This is a genomic window from Pseudorhizobium sp. NPDC055634, from assembly GCF_053618655.1.
Map to the genome: position 1 here is coordinate 491,159 of NZ_JBSHHW010000001.1, position 16,448 is coordinate 507,606.

The window sequence follows — 16,448 nt, forward strand, 5'->3', positions numbered from 1 at the left end:
TCGGCCTCTACCCTCTCATCGCCCTTGACGACGCGACCATCACGGAGAACCCGCCATGGTGACGCCGGGGAGCACGCTGCGGTTGGAGGTCAAGGCCCCTGTAAGAAAGGCAAGGTTGGCGGCGGCAATGCGGGCCGCTGCCCGCGCATCGGTTTGAGCTAGCCTGGCATCCAACAGGGCATTGTTGGTCTCGTTCACCACGGTAACCGTTCCCAGCCCGTTCTTGTAGGATGCAAGCGCGGCATCGAAGGCGGTCTCCGATGTCTGGACGAGAACGCCGGCGGCCTTGTTGGCAGCCAGGGCAGTCCGCAGCGCGTTCGAGGCGACCATGATTTCCGTCGCCGCCTCCAGCTGAACCTGGCGGAGGGTCTCCGCTGCGGCGCCGACCGCGGACTGTGCCTTCTTCAACTGGGCTGCACGCAGGCCGGCGTCGTATAGCGGCACCGTGGCACCCACAAGCACGCCGACGCCCGATGCCTGGTTGCCGAGGGCCGGCAGGTTGCCGACGTCGAAGCTGTCGGATGTCGACGCCAGCGTTGCGGCAACGAATATCTTCGGCAGGAACTCCGCCTCCGCGGCCTGCACGCCCGCCCTGCTTGCCTGGAGCGCCGCGAAACTGGCGATCACGTCAGGACGGCGGGAGAGTGCCGCGTCCAGCACCGATTGCGTCATCCTGTCGAGACCGGCGGGCAGCCTTCCGTCCAGCGAACCGTTGATCTTGATCTTCAGCATCGCGTTCACGCCCATGGCCGCGAGAAGGGCCTGATAGGCATCCTGTTGCTGGCCCTGCGCCCGCACGATCCTCAGTTCCGACTGGGCGACCTGCTGGCGGGCGAGTGCGGTTTCGACGGTGGTCGCGCGTCCCTCGTCGAAGTTCGCCTGGGCAGCAGCCGCCACCGCCTCGCTGTTGCGCAGCGTTTCCTGCGCGATCCGGTTCGCCACGACCGAGGCGCTGTAGACGTAATAGCTTCGCGTCACATCGAAGATGACCTTCTGATGCGCCGCGTTGAAGGTCACGTTCGCCGCGAAGGAGACCTGTTCGGCGGCATCCGCGAGGGCGGCGCGTTGCCCGAAATCGAAAACCAGCCACTGGAGCGCGATGGAAGGTGTCACCCCTTCCACCCTCGTGTCGATGTCGCGCCGACCGAGCAGCGGTACCTCGACGGGGACCGTGGTTTCCTGGACACCCCCGATGACGTTCGCGGTGATGACCGGCAGCATGGTGGCCTCCACCATGCCGACACTGAGCGCGGCCTGGCGCGCCTGTTCCCAGGCGTTGCGGGTCGTGGGATTGCTGCGCTGGGCAATATCGATGAGTTGCGCGAGGTTGTACCGGGCATTGGTATCGATCGCCACGGGATCGGCAATCCGGGCAAGCGACGGATTGGACGGGACGCTGAAATCATCCGGCCCTCCGGTCGCACTTGCAGGCTCGCCGCGCGCCGCCGTCATCTTCCAGGGCTTGTCCGCTGCTTCCGGCGCCAGTTCCAGCGCTTCCGTCGCGCAGCCGGTCAGAATGAGGGCGATCAGGAGAGGCAGGACGAGCAGGCATGCGTCCGCAGTTGCTCTCATAAGCGACTGTCCTGCAGGGCTGCCTCCAGGTCCGTGATATGCCTGTGGATTTGCATTATCCCCGCAGTCTCCGTGTCAGAAGCAGAAGAAGATGGATCGCGGACCGAGCTCTCCCCCGGTGGCCGGGATCTTTCGAGTTGCGACGATAAGCTGTTTAGTCTTGCGACAGCATCCGGCATCGCCTCGGCTGAAAAGTAAACATGCTTATTTAGCGAAGCAAGCTTGTTGGCGGCAAAGAGGAGCGCGCCCTCCCGTTCAGCGGACGGTCGAAGGGCGCTGGGTTCGAATGGCAGGAGGTAGAAACAGTAGCGCACGTCCTGAAGCAGCCGTTCGGTTTCCGCCGCGGTGGCGATCATCCCGAAGCGGTGCTCGGAGGGCGCTGCGGCAATCTGCGCGACCTTCCGAGCAGCCTGCGAGAGACGTTGTCGGATGACCGTCGCGACCGGCACCGGCCATATCATGGTGGAGATGATGTAGACCGCAAAATTGCCGACCAGGATGCCGATGATGCGGTCGCGCGCCGTGTCGAGGTCGGTGGAGGGACCGAAGCCGTGCAGGACGGTGAGCGTGAAGGCGAGGCCGATTTGCAGCCCGCCGTAGGAAACCTTCTCGCTGCCCGCCGTGACCCAGGCCGAAAGGAGAGCGACGCCGAAGACGAGGACCATCAGCCCGCCGACGGTCTCGAGGTGCGGTATCAGGAATATCAGCGAACCGACGCCGATCGCCGCCCCGACGAGACACCCGGCGATGCGCAGGCCGAGCTTGTGGATCGTATCCCCGGCGGTGCCCATCGAGGCGACGTAACAGGTCACCATCGCCGTATGGATGCCCTGCCAGTCTATCGCGGCATAGAACATGTAACACAGTATCGCGGCCATCGTCGTCTTGATCGCGAAACGCTCGTATATCGGGTTGGTGAAGGCGTCGGCGGCAAACAGCCTGTCGCGACCACCGGAGGCGTAAGCGTGATTGCCGGTGCCGGCGAGGTTTTCCAGAGCCTGCAACATCGCGGCTTCCTGCCGGCTCCCCGAAACGGCAAGTTCCGGCGAAGGAGGTGGAAGCGGCCGGCCTGCATCGAGCGCCGACGCCATGTCATCGAGGTGCTCGACATACTTCCTTTCATGTTCGGCCGATGTTTCGGGCGGCAGCGCGGATACGGCAAAAAGAAGCTGGTAGGATGCCGGAATGTCGACCTTGATCTTGGCTGCTCTCCCGCGGGTCGTTTGATGCAGGATGTTCACCAGCATCAGGCGCTTGTCCTGCTCTTCGTTCGCCGCTCCGAGCTTTTCCTGCAAGGCGGACAGCGTCCCCGAATTCCTCGCGAGCAATACGTCGCGCGCCACCTGGAAACGCTCGCGCATCTCATCGCGCAAGAGCGCCAGGCTCCAGCGGCCGAAAAAGAGGCTGAAACCGGCGATGACGAACATGGGCATGATCCCCATCTCCGCGGCGTAACGCAGCGCATAGGAAATCACGCCATTGATGGGCACCTGGTTCACAAGGCTCAGTATGAAGGCAATGATGAGCGCAACGACGCTGCCCCCCTCGCCGAGCTTGCTTGCGGCACCGAGGAAGATGAAGACGAAGGATACCGCGATCATCACCAGGATCCGCAACAGAGCGGAACTGACCGTCCATTGAAGGATCGGGATCATCAGCACAACGAGCAAGGCGAAGCCCAGGATTGCCGCCGTGGCCACGACGGTATTCTCGGCCCCGTCGGCCTTCATCAGGTACATGACGAGGTAGCAGCTGAGCGCCGATTCAGGGATGTGAAACATCATCGCGATGCCCGCCACCATGGCGGACACGACGGCGACACCCAGGGACGTCGCCATGCGCCCCGGAAACGGCATCAGATCCGCCAGCGTCTCGCGGATTGCATCCGCCAGCGTCGGTCTAACAATTTGTTCCATGGATCACCGTCACAACGGCCGAGGCGCCTGAGCGCGTGAGGTCTTCGGGTGGATCGATCAACCTTACCCTGACGGGAAAACGCTGGGCGATCCGCACCCAGTCGAGGTCTTTCGGCACATAGGGCAGGTTGCGCGGGATATTGACCACGTCCTCCGACGAGACCCCCCAGCCGATACCCTCGACGGTGCCCCTGACGACGATCGAGCTGTCGGCAAGAATCCGCACCTCGGCACAGTCACCCTTGCTGATGCTCCTCAGTTCTGTTTCGGGAAATGTCGCCGAAGCGTACCAGCTCGATGTATCGATCAGCGTGAACATTGACTGGCCGGGCGCCACGACCTGCCCGGTACCGTACAGAAGACCGACGATCCGGCCGTCATGGGGTGCACGAACGACGGCGTTGTCCAGGTTGTGCTGGGCGAGCGCGAGGGCCGCCTGGCGGGCGCGCACCAGCGCTTCGGCTCCGTCGAGCGAGCCGACAAGCGTCTTGGCTGCCGCGGCTTGCTGGACGGCCTGACCGAGGCTGATCTGTGCATCGTCCCGCGCGGTCCTCGCATCCTCCACCTGCTGGCGCGTCACGTAGCCCTTCGGGCTCAGCGCCTCGAGTCGCTTGAGCGTCGCTTCCGCAAGAGCAAGGTTCGACTCGGCCCGCGCGATCTGCTGGTCGGCGATCCCTGCATTCTCGGCCTCTGCCTTGACCGCGCGCCGCTGGTTTTCCAGTTCCGCCTCGGCGATCGCCAGATCCGCCGCCGTCTGCTCGACGATGAGTTGAAGAGGCTTTGGATCGATCACAAAAAGGACATCCCCCTTTTTGACGGCCTGGTTTTCCCGGACATCGATGGAGACGACCCTTCCGGCCACGCTCGCCGATATATTGACGAGGGTGGCCCCGATGACCGCATCCTCCGAAAGCGGGTTGTCGCGTGCCTTGCGCAGATAGAGCCAGGTCATCGTGAAGGCTGCGACGACGAGGATGCCGGTCAGCAACACCCCGACGATGCTGTATCTTCTTTTGCTGTAGGCGTTGCTGTCCATGTTACCGACCGTAGACCAACAGCAGCACAGCGCAGGCGATCGTCACGACCATCGCGGTATAGGCCGTGAGACGCAACGGCAGGATGTCGTCGATGCCGACCCAGATGAAGACCGCGCGGACGACGAGCGTCAAGATCACCGCAACCAGCAGGCATAGCATCCAGGACGGGAAGTACGCTCCGAACAGGTAGAATGACGGCCCTGACACGCGCTAGGTCTCCCATGGATTGCCTTGGCCCACGCTGCAGCCCCGGCTTGGGCCTGGCCGCACGGGTTCACGGACCAGCTTACTCCCTCAATGCCAATCCCTGCGTGATTAGGATCAATTCCGGCCGATGTCCCGGCAACACTAGTACCCACTCCGCCGGGAAGCATTGCCCGTGTTGGCTCCTGAAGGCGCGGCAAGGATACTCGAAATCGCCGTGTAAGAGCTCCGATATACCTGCGCCTGATCAGTTACATCCCAACAAATGATGGTACCATTCCCGGCGAGACGTGTGGGCTGCGCCGCTTGATCCGGAGACGGCCGGCGGCGGCCTGCCGCCGATCCTCTGCGGCCCTCGGCGGGTTTCCAGAAGCCATAAGTAACCGGAGCACCGATGATGTCCGATGCCAGCGGCGCAGGATCACCGGAACGGCACCTAGCGGATGGCCGCTATGTGGCGCTCTGCTGCGTGGTCGGGGTCATCGCCGGCACAATCGGATCGATTTTTCATCTGGCGATAAACGCGTTTCTCCTTTGGCCGTCACACCTTCGCCAGATGCTGGAGGGCCCCCTTCTCGTAATCTGCGCCGCCCTCATCACCATGCTCATCACCGTAACTGTGGTCGCGCTGGTTCGCCACTCCGCTCCCGAAGCCGGTGGAAGCGGTATCCAGGAGGTGGAGGGTGCGATGGTGGGCCTGAGGGAGGTCCGCTGGGCGCGGGTTCTTCCCGTAAAATTCTTCGGCGGCATCGCCTCGATAGGCTCCGGCCTTGTCCTGGGGCGCGAAGGACCGACAATTCACATCGGCGCCTCCGTGGCCGCCATGTTTTCAGACGTCCTCCGAACGGGCAGAACCGACCGCAGCGGGTTGCTTGCAGCCGGCGCCGGGGCCGGGCTCGCCTGCGCATTCAACGCGCCCGTCGCGGCCATCCTCTTTGTCATAGAGGAGACCCGCAGCGAGTTTCCCTACACGTTCCGGACATATATGGGTGTGATCGCCGCCTGCCTGCTGGCAACCGCCATGACGGAGTGGATCGGCGGCATGGGGCCCGACCTCTCAATGTCTGCCGATGCCCCCCCTCTTCTTGCCTTGCCGCTCTTCATCGTTCTCGGCTGTCTCCTGGGCGTGATAGGCGTCCTGTTCAACGCCGCCGTCCTGCGAGGGCTGGCCTTTGCGGCGACTGCCCAGTCCAGGGCTCCGTACGCTTACCCGGCCATGGTAGGCCTGGTCGTCGGGGCTTTGGTAGTGCTTTACCCGCACAGCGTCACGGGAGGCGAAAGCCTGGTTCCGGCGCTGGTCGCCGAACAGCCTGGTCTGGTCGTGCTGCTGCTGCTGGCCACCGCGCGCTTCTTCACCACGGTTGCAAGCTACTCTTCCGGCGTCCCGGGTGGCATTTTCGCGCCCATGCTTTCTCTAGCCGGATGTGTCGGGATGGCCTTTGCGGCTCTGGTGAGTGCCTTCGGGGTCGACTGGGGTGTCGTTCCCGCCGCATTTGCCATTGCAGCCATGGGGGGACTTTTCACGGCATCCGTTCGTTCGCCCATGGTCGGCGTTGTTCTCACTGTGGAATTGACCGGTGCATACGCCCACACAGTTCCCCTATTGGCGACCTGCCTGGCGGCCAGCCTCGTTGCGAACTGGCTGGGTGGCAAGCCGATCTACGAGCAATTGCTGGCGCGTACGCTGGAGAACGCGGGAAGCAGGAAACCTGCCGAGTAACCGCGACCCGGGTGCCCCGTCTCAATTGCTCATGATCAATTACACTCGCATGAGCCTCCGCTATCGTGAATTTGCTTGGGAACATCTGCTACCGCGGGAGATATATTTGTCGCCGCCGAGCCTTCCGCAGATCCATAGCGCGACTGAGATATAATTGCGCCATCTGGCGCGAGTTGACTTGTCCGGCTCTTAAATCTTGGAGATTACAATGAGAACTCGTACGCTTTTCTTCGCACTCTCTGTATCTGCGTTGTCCTTCCTTGGAGTAGCGAATGCACAGACCACGCTTACGCCTGCTCAGGTCAACGTTGTTTTCGTCAATTCGGACCTCACCCGCGACAACAAGACCCAGCCGCTTCCTCCGCTGAACGCCGAGACGGAGCAGCAGGCTCAAGCCGAGATCGAGGCGAACCCTTCCCTGAAATCGATCCTGGAAGGACAGAACGTCGAGTTGAAGAACGTCGTCGGCATCCAGACCGCGGCGGATGGCGGCAAGATCGTCTACGTCAAGTGACGCCACCAGCTGATGTGGGTGTCGGCCTGGCCTGACGCCCTGACTGGTCCACTTCGACCATCGACATCAGCAAAGTCATGGGGCGGTCACTGCTTCCAAGACGCGGAGAACAGGGCGAAAGGCGTTAGGCGACTAGCGCTTTCCGCACCTCCGGACGATGGGTTCGAAGCGTCGCGGAGGTTCCGCAGCACGAAGGAGCCGGGGACGCCTCGGCGAGATTCCCAGCGATCATTTCGCGATCCGTGCGCGATCAATGACAGAGAGGGCGTGGAGATCCGGCCTCTTCCCAGGTGTCCGATCGAATATCGGCCACATCCGAGGCCTCTGAAGATCACAGGTCTGCCGCAGGCCGCACCGCCGCGGGCTCTGGTAAGATTTTACCGTCAGCCGCCTTTCCATCGTCGGGAACAGTTGATGCATCAGGCTTCTCATCCCAGTGACCATTTCGTGCGGCGCCTTTCAGCCGCAACTCTCGCGGTTGCCATTGCGCTTGCCACCGCCGCCTGCCGCAAGGAAGAAACCAGGACCGCAAGCAGCGAGGCTCCTACCCCGATCCGCGTCGGCGTGTTCGACGTGGTCGAACGCCCCATCCACCCCGGAATGTCCTTCGTGGGACGGGTCCAGGCGGTCAATACCGTCGACATTACCGCCCGCGTCGAGGGCTTCGTGGTTCAAAGGACCTTCACGGAAGGCCAGGCCGTGAAGGCCGGCGATCTCCTCTTCGTTCTGGAAAAGGCCCCGCTGGAGGCCGCCCTCCAGGCTTCCCAGGCAAACCTCGCCAAGGTGGAGGCCGACGCGAACAACGCGAAGGTTCAAGCAGATCGGGCCCGCCTGCTCTATTCCCAGAACACCATCTCGCAGAGCACGCTCGATGATCGCGTCGCCACCGAACTGCAGGCCAAGGCGGCCGTCCAGCAGGCTCAAGCCTCGCTGAAACAGGCCGAGATCAATCTCGGCTACACGGATATCCGTGCTCCTTTCGACGGTCGCGTCGGGGTTTCCAATTTCAGCATCGGTGCCCTGGTCGGTCCGAGTTCGGGCGCTCTGACCAGCGTCATAAGCCAGGATCCGATCTATGCGGCATTTCCGGTCAGTGACGCCACCATCCTCACCTATACCCAGGGCAACCGCGCGGACCTTTCTACGAACGAAATCACGGTACAGCTGGTCACGAGCGACAACAAAACCTATCCGCACCCGGGCAAGATCGACTTCACCGGGGTAAAGGTCGACGAGAATACCGATACGGTTCTCATCCGCGCGGTCTTCCCCAATCCGGACAACAGGCTGCTCGACGGACAGTTCGCGCGCGTGTCCGCCGAGATCAAGAGCCCGGTCCAGGCGCTGGTTATCCCGCAGAAAGCGGTGCTGACAAACCAGAGCGGCAATTACGTCTTCGTCGTCGGCGAGGACAACAAGGCCGCGCAACGACAGGTCACGCAGGGCGAGACGGTCGGCACCGACGTGGTCATCCGGTCGGGACTGCAGAAGGGAGACCGGGTGATTGTCGACGGGCTGCAACGGGTCCGCCCCGGCCAGCCAATCGACCCCCAGCCGATCGACCCCCAGCCGGCGGCGACGAGCCCCGTAACCCCGCCGGAAACCCCGCCAGCAGCGGGGAATTGAACCATGCTGTCGTCAATCTTCGTAGATCGCCCCCGGTTCGCCATCGTCATCGCCATCGTTACCGCGCTTGCCGGGATCATCGCTCTGCGGGCGATACCGATCGCGCAGTTCCCCAACATCGTCCCCCCGCAGGTTTCTGTGACCGCGACCTACACCGGAGCGAGCGCGGAGGTTGTCGAGGCAAGCATAGCCCAGCCCATCGAAGCCCAGATCAACGGCGTCGACAACATGATCTACATGAGTTCGACCAGCGGCAACGACGGCTCCTACAACCTGACGATCACCTTCGCGGTGGGATCGGACCCCAGCCTGAACGCGGTCAACGTCCAGAACCGCGTCCAGATTGCGGAGACGCTCCTGCCGGAGGAAGTCACCCGTGTCGGCGTCTTCGTCAAGAAGCAGTCGAGCTCGTTCCTGCAGGTCGTCACGCTCTATTCGCCGACCGGCGTCTACGACGAGCTCTTCCTCAACAACTACGCGGTTCTCAATGTCATCGATCCCCTTGCACGCGTATCCGGCGTCGGCCAGGCGCAGTCCTTCGGAACGATGAACTACAGCATGCGCATCTGGCTGGATACCGATGCGCTCACCAGCCTTGCGCTCGTACCGAATGACATCATCAATGCCGTCAGTGATCAGAACGTCCAGGCCGCGGTCGGGCGGATCGGGGCGCCGCCCATCAGCGACCAGCAGCAGATACAATTGACGTTGACGACCCAGGGTCGGCTGACCACCGTCGACGAGTTCGAACAGATCGTCATCCGCGCCAATCCCGACGGCTCGCTTGTACGGCTTGGCGACGTCGCCCGCGTCGAGCTCGCCGCCCAGTCCTACGAGAGCATGGGCCGGCTGAACGGCGCACCTGCCTCCGTCATTGCCGTCTACCAGTCACCGGGTTCAAACGCGGTTGCCGCCGCCGACGGCGTGCGCAAGGCCATGGCGGAAATATCGAAAGGTTTCCCGGAAGGGCTCGACTACAAGATCACCTACGACACGACGGTCTTCGTCTCCTCGACCATCGACGAGGTCATCAAGACGCTGATCGAGGCCTTCGTGCTGGTGGTGCTGGTGGTCTTCTTCTTCCTCGGCAACCTTCGCGCCACGCTCATACCGACGATCGCGGTGCCGGTATCCCTCGTCGGAACCTTCGCGGTTCTCCTGGTACTCGGCTATTCCGCCAACACAATTTCACTGTTTGCGATGATCCTTGCCATCGGCATCGTGGTCGATGATGCCATCATCGTCGTGGAAAACGTCGAGCGCGTCATGACGACGACCGGGCTTCCCCCGAAGGAAGCGACCAAGATGGCAATGCGCGAGATTACCGCTCCCATCATCGCGGTGACGCTTGTCCTTCTGTCCGTCTTTGTACCGGTCGGTTTCATCCCCGGCATCACCGGCGAGCTCTATTCGCAGTTTGCGGTCACGGTGAGCGTCGCGATGCTCATATCGGCGATCAACGCCCTCACCCTCAGTCCGGCATTGTGCGGCGTCCTGTTGAAGCCGAGCCATCGCAGTACGAGTGCCTACGGACGGCTGATGACCAAGCTGTCCAACGGCATAGAACACGTCAGCGAGGGATACGCGAAGATCGTCAGCAGGCTCGTCCGCGTCGCGGCGATCAGCATCCCCCTTGTCCTGCTTTTTGCCGGGGGAAGCTATTATCTCAACCGAATAACTCCGACCGGGTTCCTGCCCTCCGAGGACCAGGGGCTGTTCTTCGTGCAGGTCACCCTGCCGCCCGCCGCATCGCAGCCACGCACGTCGGCGGTGGTGTCTCAGGTCGAGGGAATGATACGCGATATTCCCGGCGTGGCAGACGTCACGAGCGTCACAGGCTTCAGCTTTATCGACGGGCTTGCGGAATCCAATGCGGGGCTGCTGATGGTGGCGCTCACACCGTTCGACCAGCGGACGAAGGACGACATCACCGTCTTCAAGGTGATCGACGAGGTCAACAAGCGCACTGCAGGGCTCACGGACGCCACGGCCATCTCGCTCAATCTCCCCCCCATCATCGGACTCGGTACGTCGGGCGGGTTCCAGTACGAGTTGGAGGATCGGGAAGGCAGTTCGCCCCAGGAGCTTGCCTCCGTCGCCCAGGCGCTTGTCATCGCGGCAAACCAGAATCCGAAACTCTCGGCCGTGTTCACGACCTTTGCGACGGACACGCCAGAGCTTTCGCTAGAGGTGGATCGCAACAAGGCGCTTAGTCTCGGCGTGCAGCCGGTCGCCATCTACAACGCGTTGCAATCCACGTTGGGCGGATATTTCGTAAACAACTTCAACACACTGGGGCGGACATGGCAGGTCATCGTCCAGGGAGAGGAAACCGACCGAACGACGATTGAAGACATCTACCGGGTGTTCGTACGCTCCTCCAGCGGGGACATGATCCCGCTACGCTCATTGGTCACCGTGGAAGAGAGCCTCGGTCCGCTCTTCATCACCCGCTATAACAATTATCGGGCCGTGGCCATTAACGGCAACGCGGCGCCGGGTGTCAGTTCCGGCGAAGCCCTGGCGGCGATGGCGGAGGTGTCGAATGCCACCCTTCCCTCCGGCTATGGATACGAGTGGACGGGCACTGCCCTGCAGGAATTGCAGGCCGCCGGCGAAACCCCGATCGTTCTGGGGCTGGCGGTGCTGTTCGCCTATCTGTTCCTGGTGGCATTGTACGAAAGCTGGACCATTCCCCTCGGCGTGCTTCTCTCCGTGATCGTCGGTGTCTTCGGAGCCTTCGTCGCGCTTCTGGCGACAGGACTGGAAAACGACATCTATGCCCAGATCGGCATCGTCGTGCTCATCGCTCTCGCCAGCAAGAACGCCATCCTGATCGTGGAGTTTGCCAAGGACAGGCGAGAGGAAGGAATGTCTGTGGACGAGGCGGCAATCGTGGGCGCGCGCCAGCGGTTCCGCCCGGTCATGATGACGAGCATCGCCTTCATCCTCAGCCTCGTCCCGCTGGTGATTGCGGTTGGCGCATCCGCGGCAAGCCGACGCTCCGTCGGCACGACCGTCTTCGGCGGAATGATCGCAAGCGCGGTCGTCGGGATCTTCATGATCCCGATGCTCTACGTTGTCCTGGAGCGCGTGCGGGAGTGGGGTCACGCGAGGCTTCTTGGTCACCCGCTCTACGGCAACAAGGATTCCACCTCAGACGACACGATTACCGCCCCACTGGATGAGCAGACGAAGAAGATTGGAACTCAGTCGCCGTCGGCAGGCGAACCTGTATAAGTCCCCGAGACGGGCTTGGTCGGCCGAACTTCGCAATCCGGGCTTTCCGATAACCGGATCCCTCTTACTCGGACAAGAGCTTGACGGCCATGGGACCGGTAGACAGGCTTAAATTCTATCTTCTGGCATCCGATCCAGGCCGGGTGAACCTCAGGGTAGGCGTCCGTGTCGTTCTCACGCTTGCCGCGGTCTGCGTTGTTCTCATCATTGTTGATCGCTGGCTGCATATGCCGACGGCGGCACTCACGCTGGGTATGCTGTCGGCCGTCCAGGGAGCGGCCCAGATCCGGGATCCCACGATCGCGGGCCGAGCCGTGACGCGCGTCTATGCCGCGATCGCCGCGTTCGTCGTCATTGCCGCCATATCCGTCGTCAGGCAATCAGTGCTGCAACTCGATCTCGTCGTGCTGCTCGTCGTCTTCCTGGCGATATATGTGAGCCGCCTTGGCCTCCGCTGGCAGGCGGTCGGAGTATTCGCCTTCATGTGCGGGATCGTGGGTGCATACCTGAAGGCGCCGGAGGCGGATCTCCGCGACATTGCCATAGCACTGGTGATTTCCGGATTTACTGCCCATCTCGTTCGCAACTTTGTCATGCCGGAAATCGCCAGCCGTGACTTCCGGCGCGTCGTGGGCACGACGCTTTACGTTTCCGGGCAGTTGCGGCAGGCGATAGGCACGACGCCTGTCGCGGATGGGAGCCCCCGCAGCAAGGACATCATGATGATCATGCGGAGTCTCCGCAACGCCATCATGATGTGCGAGAGCTATCTTCCGCCTCAGACCGAGGACAAGAACGCCGACCCGACGTCCGCGATCGGCCTGCGGTTTCTCGACCTGCAGCTTGCCGCCGAAACCGCTACAGAACTCTGTATCCCTGAGGTTGCGGGACGGCGCGGTCCCCAGGCGGGAGACCTGTCTCATGCGACAGAGGAACTCAGGCAATCTGAGGAAGCCATACGGGCCGCGGTAAAAAGCCTCCCGGACTCCTTGCCCAAGAACGTTTCAGCCAAGCCGCCTGCAGGAAAGGCGAAGTTGTTTCCCGCTCCCGGGCAATGGCTGAAGGACGAGCCTCTGCGCCGTTCTCTCCAGGTCACTCTGGCGTGCGGCATAGCAATGGCGGGTGGGGAATTGCTATCCTCCCAGCGCTGGTTCTGGGCGGTCATGACTGCCTTTCTGATCTTCATGAACACCCAGTCCGGGGGAGCGGTGGCGATCCGCGCGGTGAACCGGTCCCTCGGAACGGCCGCAGGGATATTTGTCGGCATCGCATTGGCAACGCTCATTCATGGCAACCCGTACTGGACCATTCCGCTGGTTGCGATCGCCATCTTCACGGCGTTTTACATCACGCGTCTGTCCTATGTTACTATGATGTTCTGCATCAACATCGCCATCTCCCTCATCTACGGCTATATCGGGATATTCACGCCTGAGCTCCTCCTCTTGCGCTTGCTCGAGACGGCAGTGGGCGCGGCCGCCGGGATGTTCGTATCGCTGATGATACTTCCGGTCAGCGCGGTGCGAAAAGCGGAGGAGACGATGCATGGTCTGACCGTTGCCCTTCTCGACCTGATCGAGATCATCATCGACGACCGGAAACCCGCGAAATCGATGACAGCCGGCATCAACGCCGTGGACCACGCCTATACCGATGTGTTGACGGCCTGCGAGCCGATGCGCAGCGCATGGACACTCGGCAGCACGGACGTGCACACGGTGAACATGATGCGGCACGCCTATTTCATGACCCATGCGGCACATCTCCTGCAGCACGCCTTTCGCGACAACCCGCCGAATGCCAATGAAGCTCAAGCCCTCCGCCAAATCAGGGATCGCCTGCGGCTACTGGTGGGAGAGAGCCCTTCACCAGGCGAACCCGAGCCCCAGTTCGCTGACACGATACGGATCGAGGGGAGCGAAACACGCCCCGAGGACAACGAGATCAGATATGCGGTGGAAACGCTGCTCGGGATCCTGCAGCATCTCGAGGCCGATAAGAACGGTCATCGCGTCAGCGAAGGTCCCCTTGAAGGAGCACGGACGGCATGACGCCGCGGCTTAGAACGCAAGAAGCCAAGCGATCCCTACAGCCATCGTCAGCGCGGTCACGATCGCTCCCGCGGTCGAAAACTCGGCAAGCGAAATCTTCAGACCATATTCCCTGGCCTTTTCGACGACGATGATCCCCGCAAGACTTCCGAACACCACGAGGTTGCTGGAAAAATGCGTGCCGAGCGAGAGTGCGGCACCCAGATCGTTCGCGTTCCCTTCGGCGTGAAGATACGGCACGAGCATGATAACGGCCGGGTTGTTTCCGACGATATTGCTGACGACGCTGCTCACCAGGAAGAGCGTCCAAGGCTTGTTGAGGTCGATGCCGGTATCGGCGAGCCGGGTCAGAAGTACTTGCGGCAGCCCCGTGTTGGAGAGCGCCGCATTGACGACGAACAGCCCCATGATGAGCAGGAGGAGGTCGCCGTCCACCTCCTTGAGCATGTCCCTCGACGAGACTTTCCGACTGAGCAGCAGGAAACCGGCGGCGGTCAGGGCAATGAGGTCCCGGGGCCAGTCGCTGAAGATGAAGGCCAGCACGACCGCGATGGCCACAAGAAATGCCTTGATCGTCTCCCCCATGGAAAATGGCGGGGCTTGGGAAGCAGCGGGGGCGGACGGATGGGTGACTTGGTTGACCTGGGTGGAGAGGCGCCAGCGCCTGCGGTAAAGGACGCAGATCACCGCCCATATCACCACCAGGGAAATAAGGGCGGGGGCGGCCGTGATCTCCGAGAGACCCGCGAACGAGAGGTTCAGCTGTTGCGCCGCGATCATGTTCTGCGGGCTCCCGATGATCGTCCCTGCCGCACCTGCATTGGCGGCGAAGCAGAAGCCGAGCAGGAATGGGATGGGATTGAGCCCGCGCGCAAGGACGATCGAGATCAGGAGAGGCGTCATCGCTACTGCCACGACGTCATTGGTCAGAAACGCCGCCATCACGCCGGCGACGCTGATGAGGATCGCCAGAAGGACCGGCGGAGATACCTGCGCGCTCGCCACCTTCTGCGCCGTCAACCCGTAGAAGCCAGAGACCACGAAGGCGGCGGAAACCAGCATGAGGCCGAAGAGCATCCCGAGACTGGCGTAGTCGATCGAATCCCAGGCCGCCCGGGGCGAAATACTGCCGATCGTCATCATCGCCAGCGCGCCGACGATCGCCGCGCCGGTCCGGTCTACCCGCAGGCCAGGCAAAGTCCCCAGCGCCATGGCAAGGTAGACCAGCAGGAAGATCAGGACGGTGAGATCGGTCAGATCTGTGTTCATCCCTGGACCGCCTGGAACCGATGGGCTCTGCCAGACAAAGCTCTGATCAATCCTTCATTCCGGGCTTCATGTTCCACCAGCTGTAGGCGTGCTCGCCATAGAGGCTTTCGTCGAGACCTTGCCTCTGGACCTCTTCCGGAACACGGAGCGTGCCCATGCTGTCGATCAGGCGAAGGATGATATTTGTGACGACGGCCGAGTAGACGGCGACGACCACGATTGCGAGCGCCTGCACCAGGAACTGACGAAGGCTTGCCGAGACGGCGTTGATGTGGGAGCTCGCCATGATCCCGATCAGCAGCGAGCCGGTGATCCCGCCGATGCCATGGGCCCGAAAGACCTCGAGCGTGTCGTCCACCTTGAGCCAGGACTGGATGTACTTGGCGAAATAGCACGCCGTGGCACCGATGGCCCCGATCAGAAGCGCAGCCATCGGGTCGACATAGCCCGATGCCGGCGTGATGGTGGCCAGTCCCGTCACCGCGCCGACGAGGACGCCCGAGAACGACGGACGGCCGGTCTCCCGCCATTCCCAGAACATCCAGACCAGCATTGCGATCGAGCCTGAAAGCATGGTGTTGGTGAAGGCGTAGGCAGCGAGCGCATCCGCGGCGTAGGCGCCGCCGGCATTGAAGCCGAACCAGCCGAACCAGAGCAGGCCGGCACCTAGCGCCACCAGCGGCAGGTTCGCCGGCGAACTCTCCCCGTCGCCAGTGACCCGCTTGCCGAGGTAATGCGCCGTCACCAGCGCGGAGACGCCGGCAGAGGCGTGGATGACGATGCCGCCCGCAAAATCCACGACCCCGAGACGCGACAGGAAGCCGCCGCCCCAGATCCAGTGGGCCACCGGGAGATAGATGAGGATGGTCCACAGCGCGATGAACCACAGATAGGCCCCGAACCTTATCCGGCCGACGAAGGCGCCGGTCATCAGCGCCGGGGTGATGATCGCGAACATCATCTGGTATCCGAAAACCAGGATGAAAGGCACGTTCGCAGCATATCTGGGGTCGGGAGAGACACCGATGTGATACATGCCGAAATAGGTCCAGGGGTTGCCGATGACGCCGCCTATGGACGGGCCGAAGGCGAGGCTGAATCCGCCGAAGACCCATATGATCCCCACGACACCGATGCAGACGAAATTCTGGATCATGATCGACAGGACGTCGCGTTCCCTGACGAGGCCGCCGTAGAACAGCGCGAGCGCCGGCGTCATCATACAAACGAGCGCAGTACATATCAGCAGGAAGGCGGTATCGCCGGGATTGATGGCACTCATTGCTCTTTCCTTTCTCC

The 16,448-nt window shown here is 62.3% G+C and carries 11 protein-coding genes; 5 read left to right on the plus strand and 6 right to left on the minus strand.

What is annotated here, in order from left to right; translation table 11 throughout:
• Window positions 1-39: 39 nt before the first annotated feature.
• The 4 genes from ACWGPT_RS02430 to ACWGPT_RS02445 are packed head-to-tail and all read right to left on the minus strand — an operon-like array spanning window position 40 to window position 4,732.
• Entirely contained in the window at window positions 40-1,572 is a 1,533-nt protein-coding gene (locus ACWGPT_RS02430; protein WP_452603968.1) for a TolC family protein, read from the minus strand.
• Window positions 1,569-3,488 (minus strand): FUSC family protein, encoded by a 1,920-nt coding sequence (locus ACWGPT_RS02435; RefSeq protein WP_452603969.1) that lies wholly within the window; start codon window positions 3,486-3,488, stop codon window positions 1,569-1,571. The genes ACWGPT_RS02430 and ACWGPT_RS02435 overlap by 4 nt, the downstream gene beginning before the upstream one ends.
• Window positions 3,472-4,524 (minus strand): multidrug transporter subunit MdtN, encoded by a 1,053-nt coding sequence (mdtN, locus tag ACWGPT_RS02440; protein WP_452603970.1) that lies wholly within the window; start codon window positions 4,522-4,524, stop codon window positions 3,472-3,474. Before mdtN ends, ACWGPT_RS02435 begins: the two co-directional genes overlap by 17 nt.
• A 1-nt stretch (window position 4,525) precedes the next feature.
• Window positions 4,526-4,732, minus strand: a complete 207-nt coding sequence (locus tag ACWGPT_RS02445; RefSeq protein ID WP_452603971.1) for a YtcA family lipoprotein — start codon at window positions 4,730-4,732, stop codon at window positions 4,526-4,528.
• 394 nt (window positions 4,733-5,126) lie between these two features.
• On the opposite strand from ACWGPT_RS02445, the gene clcA reads away from it, so the two are divergent.
• From clcA to ACWGPT_RS02470, 5 genes are all read left to right on the plus strand, one after another.
• Window positions 5,127-6,449 (plus strand): H(+)/Cl(-) exchange transporter ClcA, encoded by a 1,323-nt coding sequence (clcA, locus tag ACWGPT_RS02450; RefSeq protein WP_452603972.1) that lies wholly within the window; start codon window positions 5,127-5,129, stop codon window positions 6,447-6,449.
• A 208-nt stretch (window positions 6,450-6,657) separates the two neighbouring features.
• Window positions 6,658-6,963 (plus strand): hypothetical protein, encoded by a 306-nt coding sequence (locus tag ACWGPT_RS02455; protein ID WP_452603973.1) that lies wholly within the window; start codon window positions 6,658-6,660, stop codon window positions 6,961-6,963.
• 414 nt (window positions 6,964-7,377) lie between these two features.
• Window positions 7,378-8,589 carry an efflux RND transporter periplasmic adaptor subunit gene (locus ACWGPT_RS02460; protein WP_452603974.1) on the plus strand — a complete coding sequence of 404 codons (1,212 nt, stop codon included), beginning with the start codon at window positions 7,378-7,380 and terminating at the stop codon, window positions 8,587-8,589.
• Window positions 8,590-8,592: 3 nt separating this feature from the next.
• Window positions 8,593-11,829: an efflux RND transporter permease subunit gene (locus ACWGPT_RS02465; RefSeq protein ID WP_452603975.1), complete on the plus strand. Its 3,237-nt coding sequence runs from the start codon at window positions 8,593-8,595 to the stop codon at window positions 11,827-11,829.
• An 89-nt stretch (window positions 11,830-11,918) separates the two neighbouring features.
• Window positions 11,919-13,880 carry an FUSC family protein gene (locus ACWGPT_RS02470; protein ID WP_452603976.1) on the plus strand — a complete coding sequence of 654 codons (1,962 nt, stop codon included), beginning with the start codon at window positions 11,919-11,921 and terminating at the stop codon, window positions 13,878-13,880.
• 9 nt (window positions 13,881-13,889) lie between these two features.
• On the opposite strand, the gene ACWGPT_RS02475 is transcribed toward ACWGPT_RS02470, so the two are convergent.
• Window positions 13,890-15,149 (minus strand): SLC13 family permease, encoded by a 1,260-nt coding sequence (locus ACWGPT_RS02475; protein ID WP_452603977.1) that lies wholly within the window; start codon window positions 15,147-15,149, stop codon window positions 13,890-13,892.
• A gap of 46 nt (window positions 15,150-15,195) precedes the next feature.
• A complete protein-coding gene (locus ACWGPT_RS02480; RefSeq protein WP_452603978.1) occupies window positions 15,196-16,431 on the minus strand; it encodes an ammonium transporter in 1,236 nt (411 codons plus the stop codon).
• Between the last annotated feature and the right edge of the window lie 17 nt (window positions 16,432-16,448).

Excerpts from the sequence above, each read along its gene's own strand:
- clcA (WP_452603972.1), top strand. The coding sequence starts at position 5,127 with ATGTCCGATGCCAGCGGCGCAGGATCACCGGAACGGCACCTAGCGGAT.
- ACWGPT_RS02480 (WP_452603978.1), bottom strand. The coding sequence starts at position 16,431 with ATGAGTGCCATCAATCCCGGCGATACCGCCTTCCTGCTGATATGTACT.
- ACWGPT_RS02435 (WP_452603969.1), bottom strand. The coding sequence starts at position 3,488 with ATGGAACAAATTGTTAGACCGACGCTGGCGGATGCAATCCGCGAGACG.
- ACWGPT_RS02465 (WP_452603975.1), top strand. The coding sequence starts at position 8,593 with ATGCTGTCGTCAATCTTCGTAGATCGCCCCCGGTTCGCCATCGTCATC.
- ACWGPT_RS02455 (WP_452603973.1), top strand. The coding sequence starts at position 6,658 with ATGAGAACTCGTACGCTTTTCTTCGCACTCTCTGTATCTGCGTTGTCC.
- ACWGPT_RS02475 (WP_452603977.1), bottom strand. The coding sequence starts at position 15,149 with ATGAACACAGATCTGACCGATCTCACCGTCCTGATCTTCCTGCTGGTC.
- mdtN (WP_452603970.1), bottom strand. The coding sequence starts at position 4,524 with ATGGACAGCAACGCCTACAGCAAAAGAAGATACAGCATCGTCGGGGTG.
- ACWGPT_RS02470 (WP_452603976.1), top strand. The coding sequence starts at position 11,919 with ATGGGACCGGTAGACAGGCTTAAATTCTATCTTCTGGCATCCGATCCA.
- ACWGPT_RS02460 (WP_452603974.1), top strand. The coding sequence starts at position 7,378 with ATGCATCAGGCTTCTCATCCCAGTGACCATTTCGTGCGGCGCCTTTCA.
- ACWGPT_RS02430 (WP_452603968.1), bottom strand. The coding sequence starts at position 1,572 with ATGAGAGCAACTGCGGACGCATGCCTGCTCGTCCTGCCTCTCCTGATC.